Genomic DNA, 22,720 nt, shown 5'->3' with positions numbered 1-22,720 from the left:
GGATAATATGAAAGCAAGAACAGTCATACACAATGCACGAATTCCAGGGTCATCAGGTCTTAAAGATTTAACGATTGAAAATGGGAGATTTACTTCCGTAACAGATGCAGATGAGCATCTTACTAAAAGCCCTCAACTTCTTATAGTAGATGTAGAAGGAAGGGTAGTGCTGCCAGGTTTTGTGGATGTGCATATGCATTTAGATAAGGCACTCACTTGGCCTGCAATACCAAACCACTCTGGCACACTGTCAGAAGCCATTTGGCGGTTTGAAGATGCCCAAAATCAAATGGATGTCAACTCCATAACAGAACGAATGACCGCAACAATATTAAAAGCTATACAGCATGGGACGACAGCTATTCGTACCCATCTCAACTATAGTACATCCTCGTATTTACATCAGGTTGTTGAAGCTTTTCAAAAGGTCCAATCTTATTTTTCTGATTACATTACGCTAGAAGCTGTTTTAATGTGTCCTTTTGATATCACGAAAGAGGTGGAAAAGGATATTCGCTGGGCTGTCAATAATGGGATAAATCTGTTGGGTGGAGCACCGCATTTGGCTGAAAATCCACAGCTCAACTTAGCAAAAATTTTTGAATTAGCTGTTTCATTAGACGTTAACATCGATCTACACATTGATGAGTCGGATGATCCGACCGTTAAATCATTAGAGGATGTTTGTCAGTGGACCATTCAAACAGGCTATCAGGGAAGAGTCGTTGCGGGGCATTGTACATCCTTATCGGCCATGAGTGAACTAGAAGCACATGAACTAATGTCACTTGTTCAAAAGGCTCAGATAGGTATTGTAACTCTCCCATCGTCTAATCTGTTTCTGATGGGAAGAGAAGATAAAGGCCTTATTCGCCGTGGATTAACACGAGTTAAGCAAATGCTGGAATTGAATATCTCTGTGGCAGCAGCATCTGATAATATTCAAGACCCGTTTCATCCATACGGGAAAGCAGATTTGCTGCAAATAGCCCTTTTAGCAAGCTACGGAGCTCATTTAACAACGGAAGAAGAAATGGAAAAGCTGATTGAAATGATTACTTCTGTTCCGGCCGAGCTTATGAAGCTTCAAGGATATGGAATTGGAGCTGGGAACTGGGCAGATTTTATTATTCTAGACATTACGGATAAGAAAATGATTTTATCAGAACTTCCAACATCGCGTGAAACTTGGAGGAGAGGGCAGCCTATTTGTCGTATTTCGGAATCCATTACATGGTCGAATAAACTAAAGCCTGTATTGTCGTAATTTGCCTTTTTAAAAAAAGAAGGGTGTGGCGCCATGTATGATCTAATTGTTAGAAATCTTAAATTCCCTTCAGATAATAGCCTAAAAGATATTGGCATTGAAGATGGAAAGATAAAAGAAATTGGAAATATTTTAGAAAAAGGGAAAAAGGAAATTGATGCAATTGGGGATCTTGTATTAGCTCCATTTGTAGAATCCCACATTCATTTAGATACAGTATTAACCGCTGGAACTCCGAGGTGGAATGAAAGTGGTACATTAATTGAAGGGATTAAAATATGGGGGGAACGTAAAAAAAGCTTAACAATTGATGATGTGAAAACGAGAGCGATAGAGGTATTACGTAACCAGCTTTCATACGGAATATTACATGTCCGATCACATGTTGATATTTCTGACCCGAATCTTACAGCTTTACGTACTCTCCTAGAAATTAAAGAACAAGTTTCACCCTATCTTAATTTGCAAATTGTTGCTTTTCCTCAAGATGGAATTCTATCAAATCAAGATAATCAAAAAAGACTTGAGGAAGCTCTAGTTTTAGGGGCAGATGCGGTTGGAGCTATTCCCCATAATGAATATACAAGGGAAACTGGAATTGAATCACTGGAAATTTGTTTTTCGCTTGCCGAAAAGTATAACCGAATGGTGAATGTGTTCTGCGATGAAACAGACGATGGGCATTCAAGGTTTTTGGAAGTCGTTGCCATGCTGGCATTGAAATCGGGGCTGAAGCAAAAGGTGACGGCAAGCCATACAAACGCCATGGCTTATTATCCAGAACCCTATGTGGCAAGACTGATTAGCCTGCTGAAGGAATCCGAAATGAATATTGTATCTTGCCCACTCGTTAGCTCCGTCATGCAAGGACGATATGACTCATGGCCAAAAGGGAGAGGAATTACACGGATAAAGGAATTATGGCATGCTGGCATAAATGTCAGTATTGGACATGACGATATTATGACGCCATTCTATCCTTTTGGAACTGGCAGTATGTTGCAGGCAGCGCATTTGGCTATCCATTTAGCACAAATGACAGGAAGACAGGAAGTCGAAGAAATGATCAACATGGTAACAATAAGAGGTGCAAAGACATTACAGATTGAGTCTCAATATGGAATAGAAGTTGGCAAGCCAGCGAGCTTTGTGACCTTACCTGCCGAGGACTCATTCGATTTAATTCGTCATCAGCCTATGTGCAGTTATGTTATAAGTCATGGAAGAATCATTTCAGAAAATAAATATCATCAACCTCAACTTAATGTAGATGGGATTTTGAAAAAATAAAGTTCAGCATTTATAGAGTGTGAAAATTATTTTGCTATTAAATAACTGAATATTTTCAATCTTTTTTTCAAATTTACGGGGGTGAGCTTTATGGATCAGCATTCTAAAATTGAAGAGTCTTTAGCCAAGAAGTACCGGCAGCCAAAAGGTGTTGAACAGTTCGGGATTGAGGCAGTTCCTGAAGAACTGCGAACAGTTCGCTGGTGGGATATTTCTGCCATGGTTTTAAACTTTGTGGTGAATCCAGGTACCATTTTAATTAGCGGTGCCTTAATCGCTGCAGGTCTGTCGTTTTGGCAAGCGGTGTTTGCTGGATTTCTTAGTATCGCGATTGGTTTTTCTGTTTACCTTGTTGCAGCAACTGTTGGAGTCGATTACGGAGTTCCTGGACTTGTCAGTATGCGTAGTGTATTTGGGATTCGAGGCTCTTGGCTTGCTTCCGGTTTGCGTGCCATATCCAGTGTCTACTGGTTTGCCTTTCAAACCATTTCTGGTGCCCTTGGATTAACAGCTGTGCTTGAAGTTATATTGGATAGGCCTGTTAGTTTAGCACTAGTCAGTTTAATCTTTGCATTATTACAGGTATTGATCGCAACCTTTGGGTACAACTCATTAAAGATTTTATCCCGTTACTCCCTTGTTTTGAAATTACTATTTTCCATTACAATTATTTACGTCTTGATGAACTATCCGACACCATCTTATCACCCATCTGCAGTTTTCAGTTTTGCTGGCGGTGAGGGGATGAAATGGGCTTTAATTTTACTTTGGGCAACGAGCATGGCGGCTGCATGGTTCTCAAACTTCACTGATGCTGCTGATTTTTGTCGCTATTCCAAAACAAGAGTAGACATGTGGATTGGCACATTTGTGGCAGCAGTTCTTGGTCAGCTTATTTGTTCATTTGTTGGTGGATATGCTGTTGCGGCAGCATTAGGTAAAAATGATAATCCATTTGATGTGATCGTTGGGGCTTCAAATGGTGCAATGTGGTTTTTACTTCTTATATCTGTTTATATCGTGTTGGATAATTGGACGATTAATGTTCAAAACCTATATACCGGCGGATTGTCGTTGAGTAATATTTTTACTCGGCTTGGTCGATTCTGGGGCACGATTATTGTTAGTGTCATCGGGGTTATTTTTTCATTGATGCCGCAGCTTGTTAATGGATATATCGGTTATATGGGAATCTTAGGAAACATCTTTGCTCCAATGGGTGGAGTATTCCTTGCTCATTATGTTCTGTTGGCCCGGAGCAAGCTTGATATCCCATCATTATTTATTCGAGGAAGCCGTTATTGGTATTGGAGTGGCTTCAACTGGGTAGCGATGTTTTGGACAATTGTTGGATTTTTCATCAATAGAAATATCCCAGTTGGATGGATTAATATCATTTGGACCGCAGCGATTGTTGGTTTCTTATATTGGCTAACTGTAGTAATTATGCGTAAATCATCGGCAGTTTTAAATGCTGGAGCGGAAGCTGTTGACATCGATATGCCAAGTTCTATTGTAGTTGAGGATGGACTAGTTGAAAAATATAAAATGTAATATCCCTACCTTTATAAATACAAATCAATTTCAAAAGGATGACTAATGATGATTGAAAAAGCAACTGTTATTGGTGCAGGTGTAATGGGACATGGCATTGCTCAAGTGTTCGCACTTGCAGGGATTCCGGTGCATTTATATGATTTAAAAAAGGAGACATTAATAAATGCACTTGCGTCTATTAACAATAATTTAGATTTGTATGTAAAAAACGAACTCATATCTTCATCAGATAAAGACCAAACACTAAAGCATATTCATTTGACAACAAATTTGGAAGAGAGTTTAGTTGATTCAACATTCGTCATTGAAGCTATTCCCGAGGATTTACAGTTAAAATGGGATCTGTATAAATCATTAGAGGCAATTTGTGCACAGGATGTAATTATCGCATCCAATACATCCACTATTCCTCTCACAGCATTAATTCAACATAGCATCTACCCTGAGCGGTTTATTATTGCCCATTTTTTAAATCCTGCACCGTTAGTACCTTTAGTGGAAGTGATTAAACATGAGAGTACTTCCAAATATGTTATCGATACAACGATGGCGTTGCTAAAAAGTATCGGAAAAACTCCTATTTTATTAAAGAAGGAGATACAAGGATTTGTCGCAAATAGGATACAAGCAGCCTTATTAAGGGAAGCATTGGCTTTAATTGATGATGGCATTGTCGATGTGGAGGATATGGATAAAATTATTAAGGATGGACCTGGGTTTAGATGGGCATTTATTGGGCCAATAGAAACAGTAGATTATGGTGGACTAGATACGTGGAAACGAATTTTTGATAATTTATTCCCTAATCTAAATAATCTTCAAGGTGCACCAGAATTTATTACTAAACTTGTTGCTCAAAATAAGCTTGGAGCTAAAACTGGGGAGGGGATCTATCTATATAAGGACACATCAATCAATGCTGTTTTAACCGGTAGGGATGAAAATTTTTTACGGATGCTTAAAATAAGAAACAATAAACAACCTGTTGAAAAATAACATTAGAACTGTTTCGAAACCGTTAAGAGAAAAAAGAATCACCATGCTAAAGCTGCAGGGTGATTCTTCTATATTAATGTGTACTAACTTTTGTTTCGTTATCGTTATTTTGCCATGTATGGCATTGTAGTGCTGCAGAGCCAAGTGTTTTGGCCGCGATGATCATCGCCTTTTCGTCAATATCAAATTTAGGATGGTGATGTGGGTAATTTTCATCTGTATTTTCTGGCTTCGCACCGGTAAAGAAGAATGTTCCTTTTACATGCTGGAGATAATAAGCAAAATCTTCTCCGCCCATTTGCGGTTCCGTTTCTACAACCTCGGTTACTTCATCAATATTTTGTGCGCAATTGATTAGGAATTCAGTTTCGTCCTTATGGTTAATAACAGCCGGGTAGCCTCTTGCATACAAGTAATCGTATGTGCTATCTGCTGTGTAGCATGTTCCTTTTACAATCCGTTCAATTTCTTTTTCGATATTGGTACGGACTTCTTCATTAAAAGTACGGACGGTTCCGCCAAGTTTTACTTTATCAGCAATTACATTAAAGGCGTTTTCTGCAATAAAGTAGGCAACCGTTACAACAGCAGAATCAATTGGATTGACTTTTCTGCTGACAATTTGCTGCAAGTTCACGACTAGCTGAGAAGCAGTAACAATTGCATCCTTCGTTCTATGCGGCTGTGCTCCATGACCGCCTTTTCCCTGAATCGTAATTTCAAAACGATCTGCAGCAGCCATTACTGGACCAACTCGATATTGAATAGTGCCAGTTGGCTCTGAAGCCCATAAATGTGTGCCAAATATGACATCGACACCTTCTAAACACCCATCTTCAATCATAGAAATAGCCCCGCCTGGAGCAAATTCCTCAGCATGCTGATGAATCATCACATATGTACCTTCAAGCTCTTCACGCATTTCATGTAGCGATTTAGCGAGAACGAGCAATGTAGCAGTATGGCCATCGTGTCCACAAGCATGCATAACACCTGGTACAAGAGATTTGTATGGCACATCTTTTTCATCTTGAATTGGAAGTGCATCGAAATCGGCTCTTAAAGCAACTGTTTTTCCAGGTTTGCTTCCATAAATCTTCGCAACAACCCCATTTCCTCCGACATTGCTTCTTACTTCAATTCCTAATTTTTCATAGTAGGACTTAATATAATTTGCGGTTTTTACTTCCTTAAAGGAAAGCTCAGGATGTTGGTGCAAATAGCGTCTTATTGAAACCATGTCTTCATAATAATTTTCTAATTTGGCAAATAATTTATTAAGCATAGCCACTCTCCTATTGTTTGTATTTTGAATATTATAGCATTTTATGTTGTAAAGGAGGGATTGTTTTTGCTAAAATAAGGTACGTGTGTGAAAAAAGGTTAGCAGAAAGAGGGAAAGATTTGGAATTAAGAAAGTCGCCCATTACATATGTATTGATTGTAATTTCCGCTTGTATTTTCATTTATTTTGCCTTAGCGGTAAAAAGCGGAGAGCCATTACATTTCGATCAAAATGTCAGTTCGTTTTTATTAAGTCTATTTAAGGAAAACTCTTATCCGTTTTTCAAAGCGCTTAATGTGATTGGTTCCTTCAAAGGAATTGGACTAATAGCACTTGTCGTTATATTTCTATTATGGATGAAAAAAAGGGACTATGCCGGTATGGCAGTGTTCACCTTAACGGTTGCAACAGGGGCTTTGCTGAACGATTACGTAAAAGATACTATTGCACGCCCACGTCCGGAGATTAAGCACATCGTTCATGTGAATAGCTTTAGTTTTCCAAGTGGACATGCGATGATGGGGATTGTTTTGTATGTATTGATTGCTTACTTCATCGTTTGTAATATCCAGTCACGAGCAGGAAAATGGCTAGTCATGTTCCTCGCATTTTTGATCATTATTATGCTTGGAGTTAGCCGTATCGTTTTACAAGTTCATTATCCATCAGATATAGTTGCGGGCTATGCTCTAGGCTTAGCTTGGGTCCTTATGGGGATTATTATATATGAGTTCTTTAGGGGAAAATGGCGTTAATCGAATAATACATAAGTTAAAACAGACTCTTCCATTTAATTTAAATTGGAAGAGTCTGTTTAGTTTTTATATGAATAACAAAGTAGCCTTAATAAACGAGGGATAAACTCTTTCAAGAGGAAACAACTTCCCTGAAGGTAGTTAAGAGCCAATCTTAAACCCCCTCAAAGAGAAACAACTCCCCCGAAGGTAGTTAAGAGCCAATCTTAAATCCCTTCAAGAAGAAACTACTCCCCCGAAGGTAGTTAAGAGCCAATCTTAAATCCCTTCAAGAGGAACCTACTCCCTCGAAGGTAGTTAAGAGCCTCTCTTAAATCTCTTCAATAAGGAGCTACTCCCTCGAAGGTAGTTAAGGACCGCTCAAAAACTCCCTTCAAGAGGAAAATAATCCCCTGAGGTAGTTAAGAATCACTCATAAATCCCTTCAAGAAGAAACTACTCCCTCGAAGGTAGTTAAGAACCACTCTTAAAAGGAAACTACCCCCACAAAGAACCGTTTATATACTAATCATCCTCAGAGGGAATATAATACTTCGAAATATAGGGTGCCCCCATAAATATTTGGGATTGGGCGGGGGGAGATTTTGTTCCTTGGAAGAAAGATTGATAAGATGGGGTATTTTCCCAATCCATATAGGACCTTTCACTTTTCCATAAGGTTAGAATGATATAAGTGTTGGATTTGCTCGGCCGCAATACTCGCAGGGCTACAAAGCCGGGATTATTAAGCAGGTGAACATGGTCAGCTGAATACCGATATTCAAACATTGGTTTGTCGTCATCAATAACAGGAATATGATTTAAAACTAAAAAACCTGAATTCTCTAAAACACCCTCTGATTTCAGAACCTTATAAGATCTTGGGGCACCGAAAACGGTTTTCCCTGAGGTTTCATGAACAAGAACTGCCTCCTCGTTATTCTGTATAAGAAGTATTTTTTCCTTACCGTATTTTCCCTTTATTTTTTTCAAGAATTCAAATGTACCGCTCGTCATATAAATATTCATCTTTTAGGTCACCTCTCTAATAGAAAAGTCAAAAAATTAGGTTTTTCTGTTTATTTTAGCCTTGAACCTTCTTTAAATTCGTCAAATTTTCGACATTTCCTCTTATAAACTATACAACTATAGTGGAAAGGGATACAGTAAGGATGGACAAAAAGTTGTAGGAATTTTAATTATTACTATATATATATTACAATGAAAAGCAGACAGTCTTTGAAAGGGGATTAATTTTAATGGAAAGAATGTTTAATGATACATTTTTACGAGCAGCAAAAGGTGAGAAAACGGATCATGTGCCAGTTTGGTATATGCGCCAAGCAGGCCGTTCTCAGCCAGAATATCGTGCAATAAAGGAAAAGTATTCTCTATTTGAAATAACACATCAGCCTGAGCTATGTGCTTATGTGACAAAATTGCCTGTTGATCAATATAACAATGATGCAGCCATTCTTTATAAGGATATTATGTCACCGCTTCCTGCACTTGGAGTGGAGGTTGAAATTAAATCTGGTATAGGTCCAGTGATTTCAAATCCAATCCGTTCAACAGCAGATGTTGAAAAACTAGGAGAAATTAATCCAGAAGAAGATGTGCCTTATGTTTTAGAAACAATCAAAATTCTTACACAGGAGCAATTGACAGTGCCTCTTATTGGCTTTGCAGGTGCACCATTTACTCTTGCAAGCTACATGATTGAAGGCGGCCCTTCTAAAAATTACAATAAAACGAAGGCTTTCATGTATGCAGAGCCTGAAGCTTGGTTTGCCTTAATGGATAAACTCAGCGAAATGACAATTACATATGTTAAATCCCAAATTAGAGCAGGCGCGAAGGCGATTCAAATTTTTGATTCATGGGTAGGGGCTTTAAATGTGGCTGATTACCGTGTTTTCATAAAGCCAACGATGAATAAAATTTTCTCTAGCCTCAGAGAAGAAAATGTTCCGCTTATTATGTTTGGGGTTGGAGCAAGCCACCTTGCAATGGAATGGCACGACCTGCCATTAGATGTAGTAGGACTTGACTGGAGACTTCCTATTAAAGAGGCAAGGGAAAGAGGAATTACAAAAGCAGTTCAAGGAAACCTTGATCCTGCCCTTTTGTTAGCCCCATGGGAAGTAATCGAGGAAAGAGCGAAAGCAATTTTAGATCAAGGAATGGAACAGCCAGGCTATATATTTAACCTTGGACACGGCGTATTCCCTGAAGTCAAACCAGAAACATTAAAGAAATTAACGGCATTTGTACATGAATATTCTGCTTCTAAGCTGGGCAACTAGAGTAGCAACAGATCTACTAGAGGTGATTAGATGACAAGGAAGAAAATGGGCCTGCTTGTAATGGCATATGGCACTCCAAATAAAGAAGAAGATATAGAACGCTATTATACTCATATTCGCAGAGGGAGAAAGCCTTCTCCAGAGATGCTTGAAGATTTGAGGGCCAGATATGAAGCAATTGGCGGTATATCTCCATTAGCAAAAATTACTTTGGATCAAGGAAAAAGCCTAGAAACATATTTAAATGAAAATCAAGAAGAGTACGAGTTTCAAATGTATCTTGGCTTAAAGCATATCGAGCCATTTATTGAAGATGCAGTTAAACAAATGAATCAAGACGGTATTGAAGAAGCGGTAAGTATTGTATTGGCTCCACATTTTTCAACGTTTAGTGTGAAGTCATACAATGGCAGAGCGAAGGAAGAAGCGGAAAAGCTTGGAGGTCCTGTTATACATTCAGTGGAAAGCTGGTATGATGAGCCAAAGTTCATCCAATATTGGGTTGACCGTGTAAAGTCTACTTTTGAAGGGATGCCGCAAGAGGAAAGAGAAAAGTCAGTGTTAATCGTTTCAGCTCATAGTTTACCTGAGAAGATTCTGCAATTGGGAGACCCTTATCCAAAACAGCTTCAAGAAACAGCGGATATGATTGCCAAAGGAGCTGGAGTGAAAAATTATGCTGTCGGCTGGCAAAGTGCAGGAAATACGCCAGAACCTTGGCTTGGTCCCGATGTTCAAGACTTGACTAGAGAGCTTTATGAAACAGAAGGGTATAAGGCATTTGTTTATACACCAGTAGGATTTGTCTCCGATCATCTTGAAGTGTTATATGACAATGATTATGAATGTAAAGTGGTTACTGATGAAATTGGTGCGAGCTATTATCGACCGCCTATGCCGAATGATCAGCCAGAATTTATTGAGGCATTGGCAGCCGTCATTCTTAGAAAATTAGCAAACAAGTGAGACTAAAGTAAAGAAGGCGAAGAACCGTGTCGGAACAAAAGAAAAGGGTTGTTATTATCGGTGGTGGAATTACAGGTTTAACAGCTGCTTATTATTTACAAAAGGAAGTAAGGGTTAAAGGACTGCCGCTTGAGATAAAATTAATTGAAGCTACCGATCGGCTTGGCGGAAAAATGCAAACCGTTGTACGTGATGGATTTGTCATAGAGAGAGGTCCAGATTCCTTTCTTGCCCGTAAGCAAAGTGCTTCACGTCTTGCGAAGGAAGTAGGAATGGAAGATAAATTAATTAGAAATACGGCTGGTAAGTCTTTTGTACTCGTTAAGAATCGCTTGCATCCTATGCCAGGGGGTTCTGTTATGGGAATACCTACACAAATAGCCCCTTTTGTTACGACTGGTTTATTTTCTTTGGCGGGAAAGGCAAGAGCAGCTGCAGATTTTATTTTGCCAAAATCAGACCCAGCTAATGACCAATCACTTGGCAAGTTCTTTCGCAGAAGGCTTGGAGATGAAGTGGTTGAAAACTTAATTGAGCCTTTGCTATCCGGTATTTATGCTGGAGATATTGACCGGCTTAGTCTCATGTCAACCTTTCCGCAGTTTTACCAGGTTGAACAAAAATATAAAAGCTTAATATTAGGGATGAAGAAATCAACTCCAGCATCGCCAAAGAATGCTGGAAAGAAGACAGATAAGGGGATTTTTCTAACAATCAATACAGGCTTGCAGTCTTTTGTAGATGCTATAGAATCAAAGCTAGAGCCCCATTCTGTCATGAAGGGCTTCAGAGTTGAACGGATAAGCAAAAAAGAAAATAGATATGAAATTGAGTTAAATGGGGGAGATCAGCTGCACGCTGACAGTATTATTATGTCTGTCCCACATCATATAACCCATTCTGTTTTTTCCGACTATCAATTCTTTGACCCGTTTATGGAAATGTCATCCACCTCTGTCGCAACAATTGCTCTTGCTTTTCCTGAAGCAGCAATCGATAAGGATATTGAAGGAACAGGTTTTGTTGTCTCTAGAAATAGTGATTATACCATTACTGCGTGTACATGGACTCACAAAAAATGGCCGCATACTACACCTGCCGGAAAAGTGCTTATTCGCTGTTATGTAGGCAGACCTGGTGATGAGGGTGTTGTGGAGCTTTCGGATGATGAATTAATTAAGATAGTGCTTAATGAGCTTAACAAAACAATGAATATTACGATGGATCCTGATTTTGCTGTCATTTCAAGATGGATTGATTCCATGCCGCAGTATACAGTCGGACATAAAGAACGAATTGAAAAGGTCAAAACGTATTTAGCTTCTGAGCTTCCAGGTGTTTTTCTAGCGGGAAGCTCGTTTGAAGGATTAGGGATGCCTGACTGTATTGACCAAGGTGAAGCAGCTGTTGAAAAGGTCTTATCATTTTTAAATATGGATGAAAAAAAAGCTGTCTTGTGACAGCTTTTTTTTCTTGATTTATGATTTTTTTCATGTTATCTTAAAATGTACACAAAATGACCGAAATGTTCAATTGGTCACTAACTACGAAAAGAGGTGTTGTTTTGGCCATGGATCGCAAGCAGCTAATTATTGAAGCGGCTACCAAATCCTTTTCCCTATTTGGCTATAAGGCAACAACGATGGATCAGGTCGCAAAAATAGCTAATGTTGGAAAAGGGACCATCTATACATTTTTTAAAAATAAGGAAGAGCTTTTTGACGAAATCATTAATTCCCTTATAAATGAAATGAAGCATGCTGCCGATGAAGCAATTGACCCATCGCTTTCTTTTCATGAAAATGTTCACCGCGGCCTCTACAAACTCTTAGAGTTTCGGCTGAAGCATCAGCTCACTATCAAGCTTTTTCAAGAGGGAAAGGAAATGGGCACTCCAGCAGTCATTGAGGTAATGACAAAATTAGAAGAGGAAATCATTACTTACTTGAAAGGGAAAATCTTACATGCGATTGAAAAGGAAGAAGTTCGACCGTGTGATCCGGAACTGACTGCTTTTATAATGCTAAAGCTGTATGTTTCCTTGATTTTTGATTGGGAAAAGCGTCATCAGCCATTAGAGAAAGAAGAAATAGCGAGAATTTTTGAACAGTATATTTTCGATGGATTATCAAATGGATAATCCTCATTTTTTGTAGGAAAATGACCAGTTGAACAAAATGGTCAATTATTTAAGGGGGGTAACGAAATTGAAGGGTAATTTATTTAAAAAGGAATTATCAAGCATTGTGCGAAATAAAAAGGTTCTAATTCCGATCATTGCCGTGCTTTTTATTCCTGTATTATATAGCGGAATGTTTTTATGGACGTTTTTGGATCCATATGCTAAGCTTGCAGATTTACCAGTCGCAGTTGTTAATGAGGATAAAGGGGCAGACTATGATGGAAAAGGCTTGCAGCTTGGGAAAGAGCTTATTGATAAATTAAAAGAAAGCAAGGATTTTGACTACCATTTTGTAGAAAAAGAGGATGCATATAAGGACCTGAAAAATCAAAAATATTATATGCTAATTGAAATTCCAAAGGATTTCTCGGAAAATGCTACAACTCTTCTTGATGAAAATCCGGAAAAGTTAAGGCTGCATTATGTACCAAATGAAAGTTATAATTTCCTATTTTCACAAATCGGCGGTACAGCCGTTGAAAAAATCAAAATCTCACTTTCTGAGAAAATTACTGAAACATATGCGGAAACGATGTTTGATAAAGTTAGTGATCTTGCGAATGGAATGGAAAAGGCAAGCGAAGGTGCTGTAAAAATTAATAATGGCGCAGCTGAATTGAAGGATGGATCTTCCGAAATTTATGCTAATCTTTCCGTATTAGCTGAAAAATCCATTGAATTTAATAATGGTGTTGGAATAATAAATAATGGCTCAAAAGAATTAGTATCAGGCTCAAAAGCCCTTGCTGATGGACTTGGTCAATTACAGGAAGGACATAACCAGCTAAAGTCTGCGTCTAATCAGTTAAAGGCAGGCAACGAACAAATGGCCTCAGGTATTTCTCAAGCAACTGATGGATTAAATAAACTGAATGAAAAGCTCCCGACTATTGTTTCGGGAACTGAGCAGATTGGTACAGGGGCAAATAAATTATCAGCCTCCCTTCAGCAATGGCAATCCGAAGCAGAAAAGGTAAGCGGCGGTATGGCAGAATTACAAAAGAATCTACAGGTGCTAATCGGACAGCTACCGGAAAATTCACCACAGAGATTGCAATTGGAAGGTGCTTTAAATCAGTTAAAAAGTGGAACAGCTGAACTTGCAGGAGCTGCTGGACAAATGGCAAATGGCGGTTCAGAGCTTGCTAATAAAATTAGTGCTTTAAATGAAGGACAGAAACAGGTGCAGCAAGGAGTTAGCCAGCTGGCACAAGGAAGTCAACAGCTTAATGTTGGGGTCAAAAAAATTTCGGAAGGGCAAAATGACTTCCAAGCAGGCATGGATACCTTTGGACAAAAATTTGCCGATGCGAAAGCAGGCGCTGATCAATTAGCAAACGGTTCTACAGTATTAGCAGGTGGACTTGGCCAATTACAGGATGGTTCAAAGGCAATTCAGGATGGAACCGGGAAGCTGAAGGACGGTGCTGAAAAACTTGCTAACGGAAATACCACCTTATATGACGGTTCAAAGGAATTAGCGGATAAACTCGCAGCTGGGGCAGATCAAGCATCATCGGTACATGCCAACGATAAAACGTATAGTATGATGGCTGGGCCAGTGAAGGTAGATAATGAAAAAATTAATAAAGTTCCTAACTATGGAACAGGATTTACCCCATATTTCTTATCATTAGGTCTATTCGTTGGAGCGTTATTATTATCGATCGTGTTTCCAATGCGTGAACCTGCAGGAGTACCGCGTAACGGAATAAGCTGGTTTACAAGCAAGTTTCTTATTTTAATGGGAGCTGGTATTTTACAGGCTTTACTTGCTGCAGTGATTATTCTTGCGGGTTTAAAAATAGAGGTTCAAAGTGTTCCATTATTTATCCTATTTTCGATTATTTCAAGCTTAACGTTTATTACGTTAGTTCAATTCTTTGTTACCGTATTTGGAGATCCAGGACGATTTATGGCGATTATCATTTTAATTTTGCAATTAACAACGAGTGCTGGAACATTTCCGCTTGAGTTAATTCCAAATCTATTACAGCCATTCAATGCAATACTGCCAATGACTTATACAGTATTTGGGTATAAAGCAGTTATTTCAAGTGGAGACTTTAGCTTTATGTGGCATAATGTGGCGATATTGGGGATCTTTATAGTGATCTTTATCGCTGGAACCATTGGATATTTTACAACTATGTATAAGAAGCGTTTTGCAGTTATTGCGGAATAAGAGAAAAACCAGCCGTTCATTTCAAGACGGCTGGTTTTTCTATGACTATATGAATCTGTTATAAAATATCTTTAACACCTAGGCAATGATCACATTTATTCCCATAGCATTCATGCTGCTCATCAATAGACTTCCCACACTCAACACATTGCTTTGCCGGTAAATTTCTAAAAAATTCGATGATGTTTTGAATCATTTTGAGAGCCTCCTAAGTTTTTTGATTAGTAAGATTATTTGATTTTATTGTATTATAACAGAGGTGATATGTCAATAACTGTTTCAATACAAAAATCAAAAAAAGAAAAATTGGTTCTTTGGCTATATAAGTGGCATGGTTATTTCAAAATCCTTATTTTAGTCCCATTGGGGTATAATATTAGCAATCGATAAGTTTTGTAAGGAGGTTTTTAAGTGAATTTTACAGTTATAGGACATTGGGGCGGTTATCCAAAGGCAGGAGAAGCGAGTTCGGGGTATTTACTCGAGTATGATGGATTCCATTTGCTGATTGATTGCGGAAGTGCTGTACTATCACAGCTACAACGTGTTTTACAGCCTGAGGAACTAAATGGAGTCATTCTATCTCACTATCATCCTGATCATACAGCTGATATTGGTGTATTGCAGCATGCCAGACTGATTCAAGGCTTCTTAGGTAAGGAAATGGAGTGTCTTCCTATTTACGGACATTCGGAGGATGAAGTTGAATTTTCAAAGTTAACCTATAAAAATATTACTGAAGGGATAGCCTATAATCCTGATCAGGCTTTAACAATTGGGCCTTTTAGGGTACAATTTTTACTGACAGACCATCCTATTACTTGTTTTGCAATGAGATTTGAAGCTGGCGGGAAATCTATCGTTTATACAGCTGATACATCATTTAAAGAAGAATTGGTTCCCTTTACAAATGGGGCTGATTTACTCGTGTGTGAATGCAATTTCTATGGAAATCAGAATGGAAAAAGCGCTGGACATATGACAAGCCTAGATGCAGGGAAATTAGCTAGTGATGCCAATGCCCGTCAACTGTTACTTACACATTTGCCTCATTACGGAAACTTGGAACAATTAAAGGAAGAAGCAGCGACACGATATAATGGTCCAATTTCACTAGCTTCTTTGCAATGGTCGTTAACCTTATAAAGGAGTGGAACAAATGTTATTTATCGATAACAAAGGAATAACAGATCCAAGAATTAATCTCGCCATTGAGGAATATGCACTTAAAAACTTAGATATTAATGAAACCTATTTGCTATTTTACATAAATGAGCCATCTATCATTATTGGAAAAAACCAAAATACTATAGAAGAAATTAATACGGAATACGTAGAAGGCAATGGTATTCATGTTGTCCGCCGTTTATCAGGTGGAGGCGCTGTATACCATGACTTAGGGAATTTAAACTTCAGCTTTATAACAAAGGATGATGGGGAAAGCTTCCATAATTTCCGTAAATTCACTGAGCCTGTTGTTCATGCCCTTCAAAAATTAGGGGTAAATGCTGAATTGAGTGGACGTAATGATTTAACAGCAGAAGGAAGAAAAATTTCCGGGAATGCTCAATTTTCAACTAAAGGAAAAATGTTCAGCCATGGCACCCTTCTGTTTGATTCCGAAATTGATAGCGTTGTCTCAGCATTAAAGGTGAAAAAGGATAAAATTGAATCAAAAGGAATTAAATCCATTCGCAGCCGTGTAGCGAATATTTCCGAGTTTTTATCAGAGAAAATGACGATTGAGGAATTTCGATTGCTCCTGCTTCAAAATATTTTTGGTGGGGAAAAAATCGAAGAGTACAAGCTTACCGATGAAGATTGGGAAAAAATTCACCAACTGTCTAAGGAAAGATACCAAAACTGGGATTGGAATTATGGCAAATCTCCTAAATTCAATTTGCAGCACTCTCATCGGTTCCCAGTTGGACAAATAGATATTCGTCTAGAAGTTGAGGGAGGAATAATTCAGCATTGTAAAATATTTGGCGACTTCTTCGGAGTAGGCGATGTAGCTGAACTTGAAGAAAGGCTAACCGGATTGCGTTATGAAAGATCCGCCATTGAAAAGGCAATCGAGGATATTGATGTGAAGTATTACTTCGGGAATATTACGAAAGAGGATTTTCTAAACTTAATTTACTAGGTTGGTGTGAGCGTTTCTGACGGGAAACGCTCTTTTTTATTGGGAAAAGTGTATAAAGGTAATAATAGGTCCAGATACAGAAAAATGACCTTACTGGGATAATATCAATATGTAAAAACTTTTTACACAAGCTAAAGCGTCTTATTAGTGTATACAAATTATTTGCAATAAAGGAGCCTTTTTGCGAAATGAGGAAAACAAAATTTAATTACGATGATTTATTTACTGAATTTGTAAGGGAGAATAAAGAAAACTTATACAGGCTTGCTTACAGCTATGTGAAAAATTCCGAGGACGCTTTAGATATTGTACAGGATTCCATTCATAAAGCTATGAGGGCAATAAATTCGCTTCAAGATTTTAGTATGCTGAAGAGCTGGTTTTACAGAATTGTTGTAAATACTTCTTTAGATTTTCTTAGAAAGCATAAGCGAGTTAGTATTGTGGATGCTGAAACGATGGAGTCCATTTCTCCGGGAAAAGAAGACCATTACGAAAATATTGATTTAGAAAGGGCATTAGATCAATTACCACTAGAGTATAAAAGTATTATTATTTTACGATATTTCGAGGATTTAAAAATAGATGAAGTTGCTGATGTCCTAAATGAAAATATCAATACGATAAAAACAAGATTGTATAAAGCTTTGAAATTATTACGCATTGAAATGCAGGACGATGTCATCGAGGGGGCAAAATAGAATGGACAAAAAATTAGAACAGCTGGAAAAGGAATATAAAAATATACCAATACCTGATGAACTAGATTTTGTTGTGGAAAGGGCATTAAAAAATGGGAAGAAAAAAACTAAAAGTGGTTTAAAATGGATTGTTGGAACAGCGGCGGCAGCTACACTTTTTATAGGAGGATTAAATATAAGTCCAGCTATGGCTAGCACTTTATCAGAGTTACCCGTAGTTGGAAATATTATTAAAGTTCTAACCTTTACAGAGTTTAAAGTTGATAGAGATCAATATCAGGCAGACATAAAAGTGCCAGTAGTAACAGATGAGGAAAATGGGGATTTAGCTCAAAGCCTCAATGATAAATATTTACAAGAAGGAAAGAAACTTTATGAGCAATTCACTGCTGACGTAGAAGATTTAGAGAAAAATGGCGGCGGCCATCTTGGGGTCGACAGCGGCTATGAAGTAAAAACGGACAATGATCAGATTCTATCGATTGCAAGATATGTAGTCAATACAGTTGGTTCATCTTCGACTGTGATGAAGTACGATACAATCGATAAGAAAAATAAAATTCTGTTAAGCTTGCCAATACTTTTTAAAGATAATGGATATATAGAAAGAATTAGTGAAAATATTAAAGAGCAGATGAGGGCACAAATGAAGGATACTAATTTAGAAAAAGTATACTGGGTTTCTGATTCTGGACTCAAAGATGAAGATCTTGTTGAATTATTTGAATCCATTAAAAAGGATCAGAATTTCTATATTAATAATGAAGGGAAATTAGTTATTTCCTTTGACAAATATGAGGTTGCTCCGGGATATATGGGAGTTGTGGAATTTGTTATTCCTACTGAACAGATTACTGATTTGTTAGTTAGTAATGAGTATATTAAATAATTTGGAAGAGTAAACCTTTTCTCTTTCTTCTATTAAAAATATTTTTAATTCAATCGAATACAAAATTTCCCCTCAATTTAATGTATTTGGAAAATTTTTATTTAAACATATTAGGCAGACATTAATTGTCTGTCTATTTTTATGTACCGAAAGGGTTTTAACGGAATTTATCGAATTGAATAGGTAGTCATTTTATACGAGGGGGAGTCATATGAATTCGATTATTGTTGAGATGAAGGAGCATATTGCAGTTGTAACGATAAATCGTTCAGAGGCATTGAATGCTTTTAATTATGATACGTTATTGGAGCTGCAAGAGGCCGTTGAGTCCATACGGATAAATTCAGATGTCAGGGTTGTTATATTTACTGGTTCAGGTGAGAAGGCTTTTAGCGTAGGGGCTGATTTAAAAGAGCGAAAGACATTGTCTGATGTGGAAGTTCGCCGAAATATTTATAAAATCGGTGAAGTCTTTTCGCTAATTGACCAGCTGCCCCAGCCAACCATTGCAGCCATAAATGGATTTGCCTTTGGCGGGGGAATGGAACTTGCGCTATCATGTGATTTTAGGATTGCCGTTTCAGGAACAACTATGGGACTGACTGAAACTAGTTTAGCGATTATTCCAGGTGCTGGTGGTACTCAAAGATTACCAAGGCTAATTGGCCAGGCAAAAGCGATGGAATTAATTTTGACGGCCAAACGTTTGAGCTCAGAGGAAGCATTAGAATATGGCTTATTGAATAGAGTGGTCGATAGAGATAATCTTCTAAATGCGTGTTTTGAATTAGCAAATCAAATGCTAGCCAATGGTCCTCTTGCTCTTCAACAGGCTAAATTTGCAATAAAACAGGGGATGAATGGAGATTTACAGACCGGATTGCAAATTGAAAGGAAAGCATACGAAGTCATTATTCCAACAGAGGATCGAGTCGAAGCACTTACAGCTTTTGCAGAAAAAAGAAAGCCAAATTTCAAAGGCAGATAAGGACACAGCCCTAGTGCTGTGTCTTTACTTTTCCTAGATATTGACAATCTTATATTCTAAATTTAAATAATTTTTTGAAATAGTAAAAAAGACTTGAATTATCACTCTTTTTGGCATTATAATTTAGTGAATAAAAGCGAAAAAGCACAAAAGCGAAAAAGCGCAAAAGTATTCAAAGGGGGAACAAATAATGTTCAAGAAAATGAAATTAATGGCCGCTGCTAGTTTAGTAGGTGTTGCATTGCTAAGCGGATGTGGAAGCGATAAAACAGCTGATGAAGGTAACGGCTCGAATAATGAAGCAGAGAAAACATATAAGATTGGAATTTCCCAATTTGCAGAGCACCCTTCCCTTGATGCTGCAACAGAAGGATTTAAGAAAGCATTAGAGGATGAAGGGTTCAAAGACGGGGACAATGTGGAATTCCTTATTCAAAATGCCCAAGCAGATATGAACAATACATTGACGATTGCTAACAACTTTGTTGGTGATAAAGTCGATTTAATCTTTGCGAATGCAACACCAAGTGCAGTGAGTGCTTTAAATGCTACAAAGGATATTCCTATTCTTTTCACTTCTGTTACGGACCCAGTTGGGGCTGGCTTAGTCGAAGCGCTGGATAAACCAGGTGACAATATTACTGGTACTACCGACAACCATCCAGATGGAACAGCCAAAACGATTAACTTCATTACTGAAGAAATTGGCGCTAAAAATATCGGTGTTATTTTTAATTCAGGTGAGCAAAATTCTGAAGTGCAAGCTGATGCAGTAAGAGAACTTGCAGAGCAGAAAGGTGCTAAAGTGCTGGAAGCGACTGTGTCAACTTCAGCTGAAGTAAAGCAGGCTGCAGAATCATTAATTGGACGAGTAGACGCAATTTATGTTCCAACTGATAATACAGTTGTTTCTGCTTTAGAATCAGTTATTTCTGTAGCAAACGAAAAGAAAGTTCCTTTGTTTGTAGGCGAGCTTGACTCCATGAAGCGCGGTGCCGTTGCAGCGAGTGGTTTTAATTATTTTGACCTAGGCTACCAAACTGGTAAAATGGCTGTGGAAATTTTAAAAGGCAATAAAAAGGCATCTGAGCTTCCAGTTGAACTGCCAAGCAGCTTAAAGCTTGTTATTAATAAAAAAGCAGCTGAAGAACAAGGTGTTGAAATCAAGCAAGAGTGGGAAAAAATTGGTGAGTTCTACGAAGGCGAATAATAGACGTTAATAATAAATACTAGGCTTTTCAGCAGTAAGAAAGGAAGATTTATATGTCGACAGCCATCTTTGGTTCAATAGAAGCAGGTGCAATCTATGCATTAATGGCATTAGGAGTCTATTTATCATTCAGAATACTAGATTTTCCTGATCTAACAGTGGATGGGAGCTTCGTGACGGGTGCCGCGGTGGCTGCAGTCCTTATAGTTGGAGGGACGAATCCATTCTTGGCAACGCTTATAGCTCTAATTTGCGGATTTGCAGCCGGCTGTATCACTGGATTACTTCATACGAAGGGAAAAATTAATCCTCTGCTATCAGGGATTCTTATGATGATTGCATTGTACTCAATAAACTTGAGAATAATGGGCAAGTCAAATGTCCCGCTTTTATCAGAAGAAACAGTGATCACAAAATTAACAGCATTCTGGCAAGGGCTTGGGCTGGATAATGGAATTCAGGCAATCTTTTCTGCCACAGGCTTCGTTCCAAAAACATGGGGAATTCTCTTCCTTATGATCATATTGGCTTTTGTTGTAAAGGTATTGATAGATTTATTCCTAAAAACAGATTTTGGCTTAGCGATCCGTGCAACAGGAAATAATGAAACAATGATCCGCAGTTTTTCAGCGGACACAGATTTATTAAAAATTGTTGGACTTGGAATTTCTAATGCGCTTGTCGCTTTATCCGGTGCGCTTGTTGCCCAGTACAACGGGTTTAGTGATGTTGGAATGGGAATCGGGATGATTGTCATAGGGCTTGCATCTGTTATTATCGGGGAAGCGATTTTTGGGGCAAAAACGATTGTAAGAGCAACCCTTGCCGTAATTGGAGGGGCTATTTTATACAGAATCATCGTCACATTAGCACTAAGGGTTGAATTTCTCGAAACAGGTGATATGAAGCTGATAACTGCCTTTATCGTTATTTGTGCTCTTATTCTGCCGAAGATCATCGATATGCAACGTGAAAAGCAGCGCAAAAAACGGAAAAAGACTCAAGTTTTACAAAAAGCGAATGAGAGTGGTGAGCAACTTGCTGCAATTAAATCAAATTCATAAAGTTTTTAATGAAGGTACACCTGATGAGAAAATTGCTTTACAGCATATGAACCTGCATTTAAAACCCGGTGATTTTATGACTGTAATCGGCAGCAATGGGGCGGGAAAATCAACATTAATGAATCTTATCTCGGGTAAATTAATTCCAGATGTGGGCCAGGTAGTCATCGATGGCAAAGACGTTACAGCTGTGAAGGAGTTCAAACGATCGAAGCTCATCGGCCGTGTTTTTCAAGATCCGATGGCGGGGACTGCCCCAGCAATGACGATTGAAGAAAATCTTGCCATTGCGTATTCAAGAACGGGCACCCGTGGTTTGAAAAGAGGAGTTACAAAAGCACGCCGGGAATTTTTTAAGGAAAAGCTTGAGACACTACATCTTGGTTTAGAGAATCGTCTTCAGTCAAAGGTTGGTCTATTGTCAGGAGGGGAGAGGCAGGCATTGTCACTGTTAATGGCGACTTTCACCGAACCGAAAATCCTGTTGCTTGATGAACATACTGCAGCCCTTGATCCTTCACGTGCAGAGCTCATCACCAATCTGACAAAGGAAATTGTCGAAAAGTATAAACTGACAACTTTGATGGTTACTCATAATATGCAGCAGGCTTTAGATCTAGGAAATAGGCTTATTATGATGGACAAAGGACAAATTATTTTTGAAACAACCGAAGAGCAAAAGCAGAAATTAACGGTTGATAAGCTATTGGAAGAATTCCAGCGGATACGTGGGGAGAAAATGAGCAGTGATCGCGCTGTACTAATCTAATAGATAAATTGGATAAATTGAAAAGGGCATATCACCTCAAGTGATATGCCTTTAAAAATTAGTTATCGCAGATTAACGGGCTGTAAGTCCCCCACTTCAAGAAGTTGCGTAAAACAAAGAAATTCTAAGTGGGGGCAACAGCCCGTAAAGGCCCGATTGTAGGAACACAGACTAAGAACGCCACG

At 38.3% G+C, this 22,720-nt stretch carries 21 protein-coding genes; 18 read left to right on the top strand and 3 right to left on the bottom strand.

Features of this window, described 5'->3' with window-relative positions; genetic code table 11:
* Positions 1-7 precede the first annotated feature (7 nt).
* The 4 genes from V7122_RS03795 to V7122_RS03780 all read left to right on the top strand — a co-directional run bounded on the left by V7122_RS03795 (position 8) and on the right by V7122_RS03780 (position 5,110).
* Entirely contained in the window at positions 8-1,267 is a 1,260-nt protein-coding gene (locus tag V7122_RS03795; protein WP_335525853.1) for an amidohydrolase family protein, read from the top strand.
* Between the two features lie 33 nt (positions 1,268-1,300).
* The gene (codA, locus tag V7122_RS03790; protein ID WP_335353354.1) at positions 1,301-2,557 is read left to right on the top strand and encodes a cytosine deaminase; all 1,257 of its coding nucleotides are present in this window, start codon (positions 1,301-1,303) and stop codon (positions 2,555-2,557) included.
* A 90-nt stretch (positions 2,558-2,647) separates the two neighbouring features.
* Entirely contained in the window at positions 2,648-4,111 is a 1,464-nt protein-coding gene (locus V7122_RS03785) for a purine-cytosine permease family protein (protein ID WP_335344482.1), read from the top strand.
* Between the two features lie 48 nt (positions 4,112-4,159).
* Entirely contained in the window at positions 4,160-5,110 is a 951-nt protein-coding gene (locus V7122_RS03780; RefSeq protein WP_335525852.1) for a 3-hydroxyacyl-CoA dehydrogenase family protein, read from the top strand.
* A 73-nt stretch (positions 5,111-5,183) separates the two neighbouring features.
* On the opposite strand, the gene V7122_RS03775 is transcribed toward V7122_RS03780, so the two are convergent.
* Positions 5,184-6,395: a M20 family metallopeptidase gene (locus tag V7122_RS03775; protein WP_335525851.1), complete on the bottom strand. Its 1,212-nt coding sequence runs from the start codon at positions 6,393-6,395 to the stop codon at positions 5,184-5,186.
* A gap of 119 nt (positions 6,396-6,514) precedes the next feature.
* Here V7122_RS03775 and V7122_RS03770 point away from each other — a divergent pair, with 119 nt between their 5' ends.
* Complete coding sequence (locus V7122_RS03770; RefSeq protein ID WP_335525850.1) at positions 6,515-7,150, top strand: phosphatase PAP2 family protein; 636 nt, start codon at positions 6,515-6,517, stop codon at positions 7,148-7,150.
* A 504-nt stretch (positions 7,151-7,654) separates the two neighbouring features.
* Here the strand turns inward: V7122_RS03770 and V7122_RS03765 are convergent.
* Positions 7,655-8,158, bottom strand: coding sequence for an antibiotic biosynthesis monooxygenase family protein (locus tag V7122_RS03765; RefSeq protein WP_335525849.1), 504 nt, complete (start codon positions 8,156-8,158; stop codon positions 7,655-7,657).
* A gap of 230 nt (positions 8,159-8,388) precedes the next feature.
* On the opposite strand from V7122_RS03765, the gene hemE reads away from it, so the two are divergent.
* From hemE to V7122_RS03740, 5 genes are all read left to right on the top strand, one after another.
* Positions 8,389-9,435, top strand: coding sequence for a uroporphyrinogen decarboxylase (hemE, locus tag V7122_RS03760; RefSeq protein ID WP_335344477.1), 1,047 nt, complete (start codon positions 8,389-8,391; stop codon positions 9,433-9,435).
* Positions 9,436-9,465: 30 nt separating this feature from the next.
* The gene (hemH, locus tag V7122_RS03755) at positions 9,466-10,401 is read left to right on the top strand and encodes a ferrochelatase (protein WP_335344476.1); all 936 of its coding nucleotides are present in this window, start codon (positions 9,466-9,468) and stop codon (positions 10,399-10,401) included.
* Between the two features lie 26 nt (positions 10,402-10,427).
* A complete protein-coding gene (gene hemY / locus V7122_RS03750; RefSeq protein ID WP_335525848.1) occupies positions 10,428-11,861 on the top strand; it encodes a protoporphyrinogen oxidase in 1,434 nt (477 codons plus the stop codon).
* Positions 11,862-11,965: 104 nt separating this feature from the next.
* On the top strand, positions 11,966-12,541 hold the full coding sequence (locus V7122_RS03745; RefSeq protein ID WP_335525847.1) for a TetR/AcrR family transcriptional regulator: 576 nt from the start codon (positions 11,966-11,968) through the stop codon (positions 12,539-12,541).
* 67 nt (positions 12,542-12,608) lie between these two features.
* Complete coding sequence (locus tag V7122_RS03740) at positions 12,609-14,768, top strand: YhgE/Pip domain-containing protein (RefSeq protein WP_335525846.1); 2,160 nt, start codon at positions 12,609-12,611, stop codon at positions 14,766-14,768.
* 58 nt (positions 14,769-14,826) lie between these two features.
* On the opposite strand, the gene yhfH is transcribed toward V7122_RS03740, so the two are convergent.
* A complete protein-coding gene (gene yhfH, locus V7122_RS03735) occupies positions 14,827-14,964 on the bottom strand; it encodes a protein YhfH (protein ID WP_335344472.1) in 138 nt (45 codons plus the stop codon).
* Positions 14,965-15,179: 215 nt separating this feature from the next.
* Between yhfH and V7122_RS03730 the strand changes: the two genes are divergently transcribed.
* The 8 genes from V7122_RS03730 to V7122_RS03695 all read left to right on the top strand — a co-directional run bounded on the left by V7122_RS03730 (position 15,180) and on the right by V7122_RS03695 (position 22,535).
* Entirely contained in the window at positions 15,180-15,914 is a 735-nt protein-coding gene (locus tag V7122_RS03730; RefSeq protein WP_335525845.1) for an MBL fold metallo-hydrolase, read from the top strand.
* 13 nt (positions 15,915-15,927) lie between these two features.
* Positions 15,928-16,914, top strand: a complete 987-nt coding sequence (locus V7122_RS03725; protein ID WP_335525844.1) for a lipoate--protein ligase — start codon at positions 15,928-15,930, stop codon at positions 16,912-16,914.
* A 188-nt stretch (positions 16,915-17,102) separates the two neighbouring features.
* A complete protein-coding gene (locus V7122_RS03720) occupies positions 17,103-17,615 on the top strand; it encodes a sigma-70 family RNA polymerase sigma factor (RefSeq protein WP_335525843.1) in 513 nt (170 codons plus the stop codon).
* Position 17,616: 1 nt separating this feature from the next.
* Positions 17,617-18,504: an anti-sigma-V factor rsiV gene (locus tag V7122_RS03715; RefSeq protein WP_335525842.1), complete on the top strand. Its 888-nt coding sequence runs from the start codon at positions 17,617-17,619 to the stop codon at positions 18,502-18,504.
* A gap of 211 nt (positions 18,505-18,715) precedes the next feature.
* Positions 18,716-19,492, top strand: a complete 777-nt coding sequence (locus tag V7122_RS03710; protein ID WP_335483189.1) for an enoyl-CoA hydratase-related protein — start codon at positions 18,716-18,718, stop codon at positions 19,490-19,492.
* Between the two features lie 190 nt (positions 19,493-19,682).
* Positions 19,683-20,702, top strand: coding sequence for an ABC transporter substrate-binding protein (locus V7122_RS03705; protein ID WP_335525841.1), 1,020 nt, complete (start codon positions 19,683-19,685; stop codon positions 20,700-20,702).
* A gap of 53 nt (positions 20,703-20,755) precedes the next feature.
* Positions 20,756-21,766: an ABC transporter permease gene (locus tag V7122_RS03700; protein ID WP_335344465.1), complete on the top strand. Its 1,011-nt coding sequence runs from the start codon at positions 20,756-20,758 to the stop codon at positions 21,764-21,766.
* Positions 21,741-22,535 carry an ABC transporter ATP-binding protein gene (locus tag V7122_RS03695; RefSeq protein ID WP_335525840.1) on the top strand — a complete coding sequence of 265 codons (795 nt, stop codon included), beginning with the start codon at positions 21,741-21,743 and terminating at the stop codon, positions 22,533-22,535. The genes V7122_RS03700 and V7122_RS03695 overlap by 26 nt, the downstream gene beginning before the upstream one ends.
* Positions 22,536-22,720 lie beyond the last annotated feature (185 nt).

Origin of the sequence: Bacillus sp. JJ1532 (assembly GCF_036965085.1) — a bacterium.
Classification (GTDB): domain Bacteria; phylum Bacillota; class Bacilli; order Bacillales; family Cytobacillaceae; genus Cytobacillus.
Note: the sequence above shows the minus strand (reverse complement) of the source record. Positions and strands in the feature narration are given on the sequence as shown.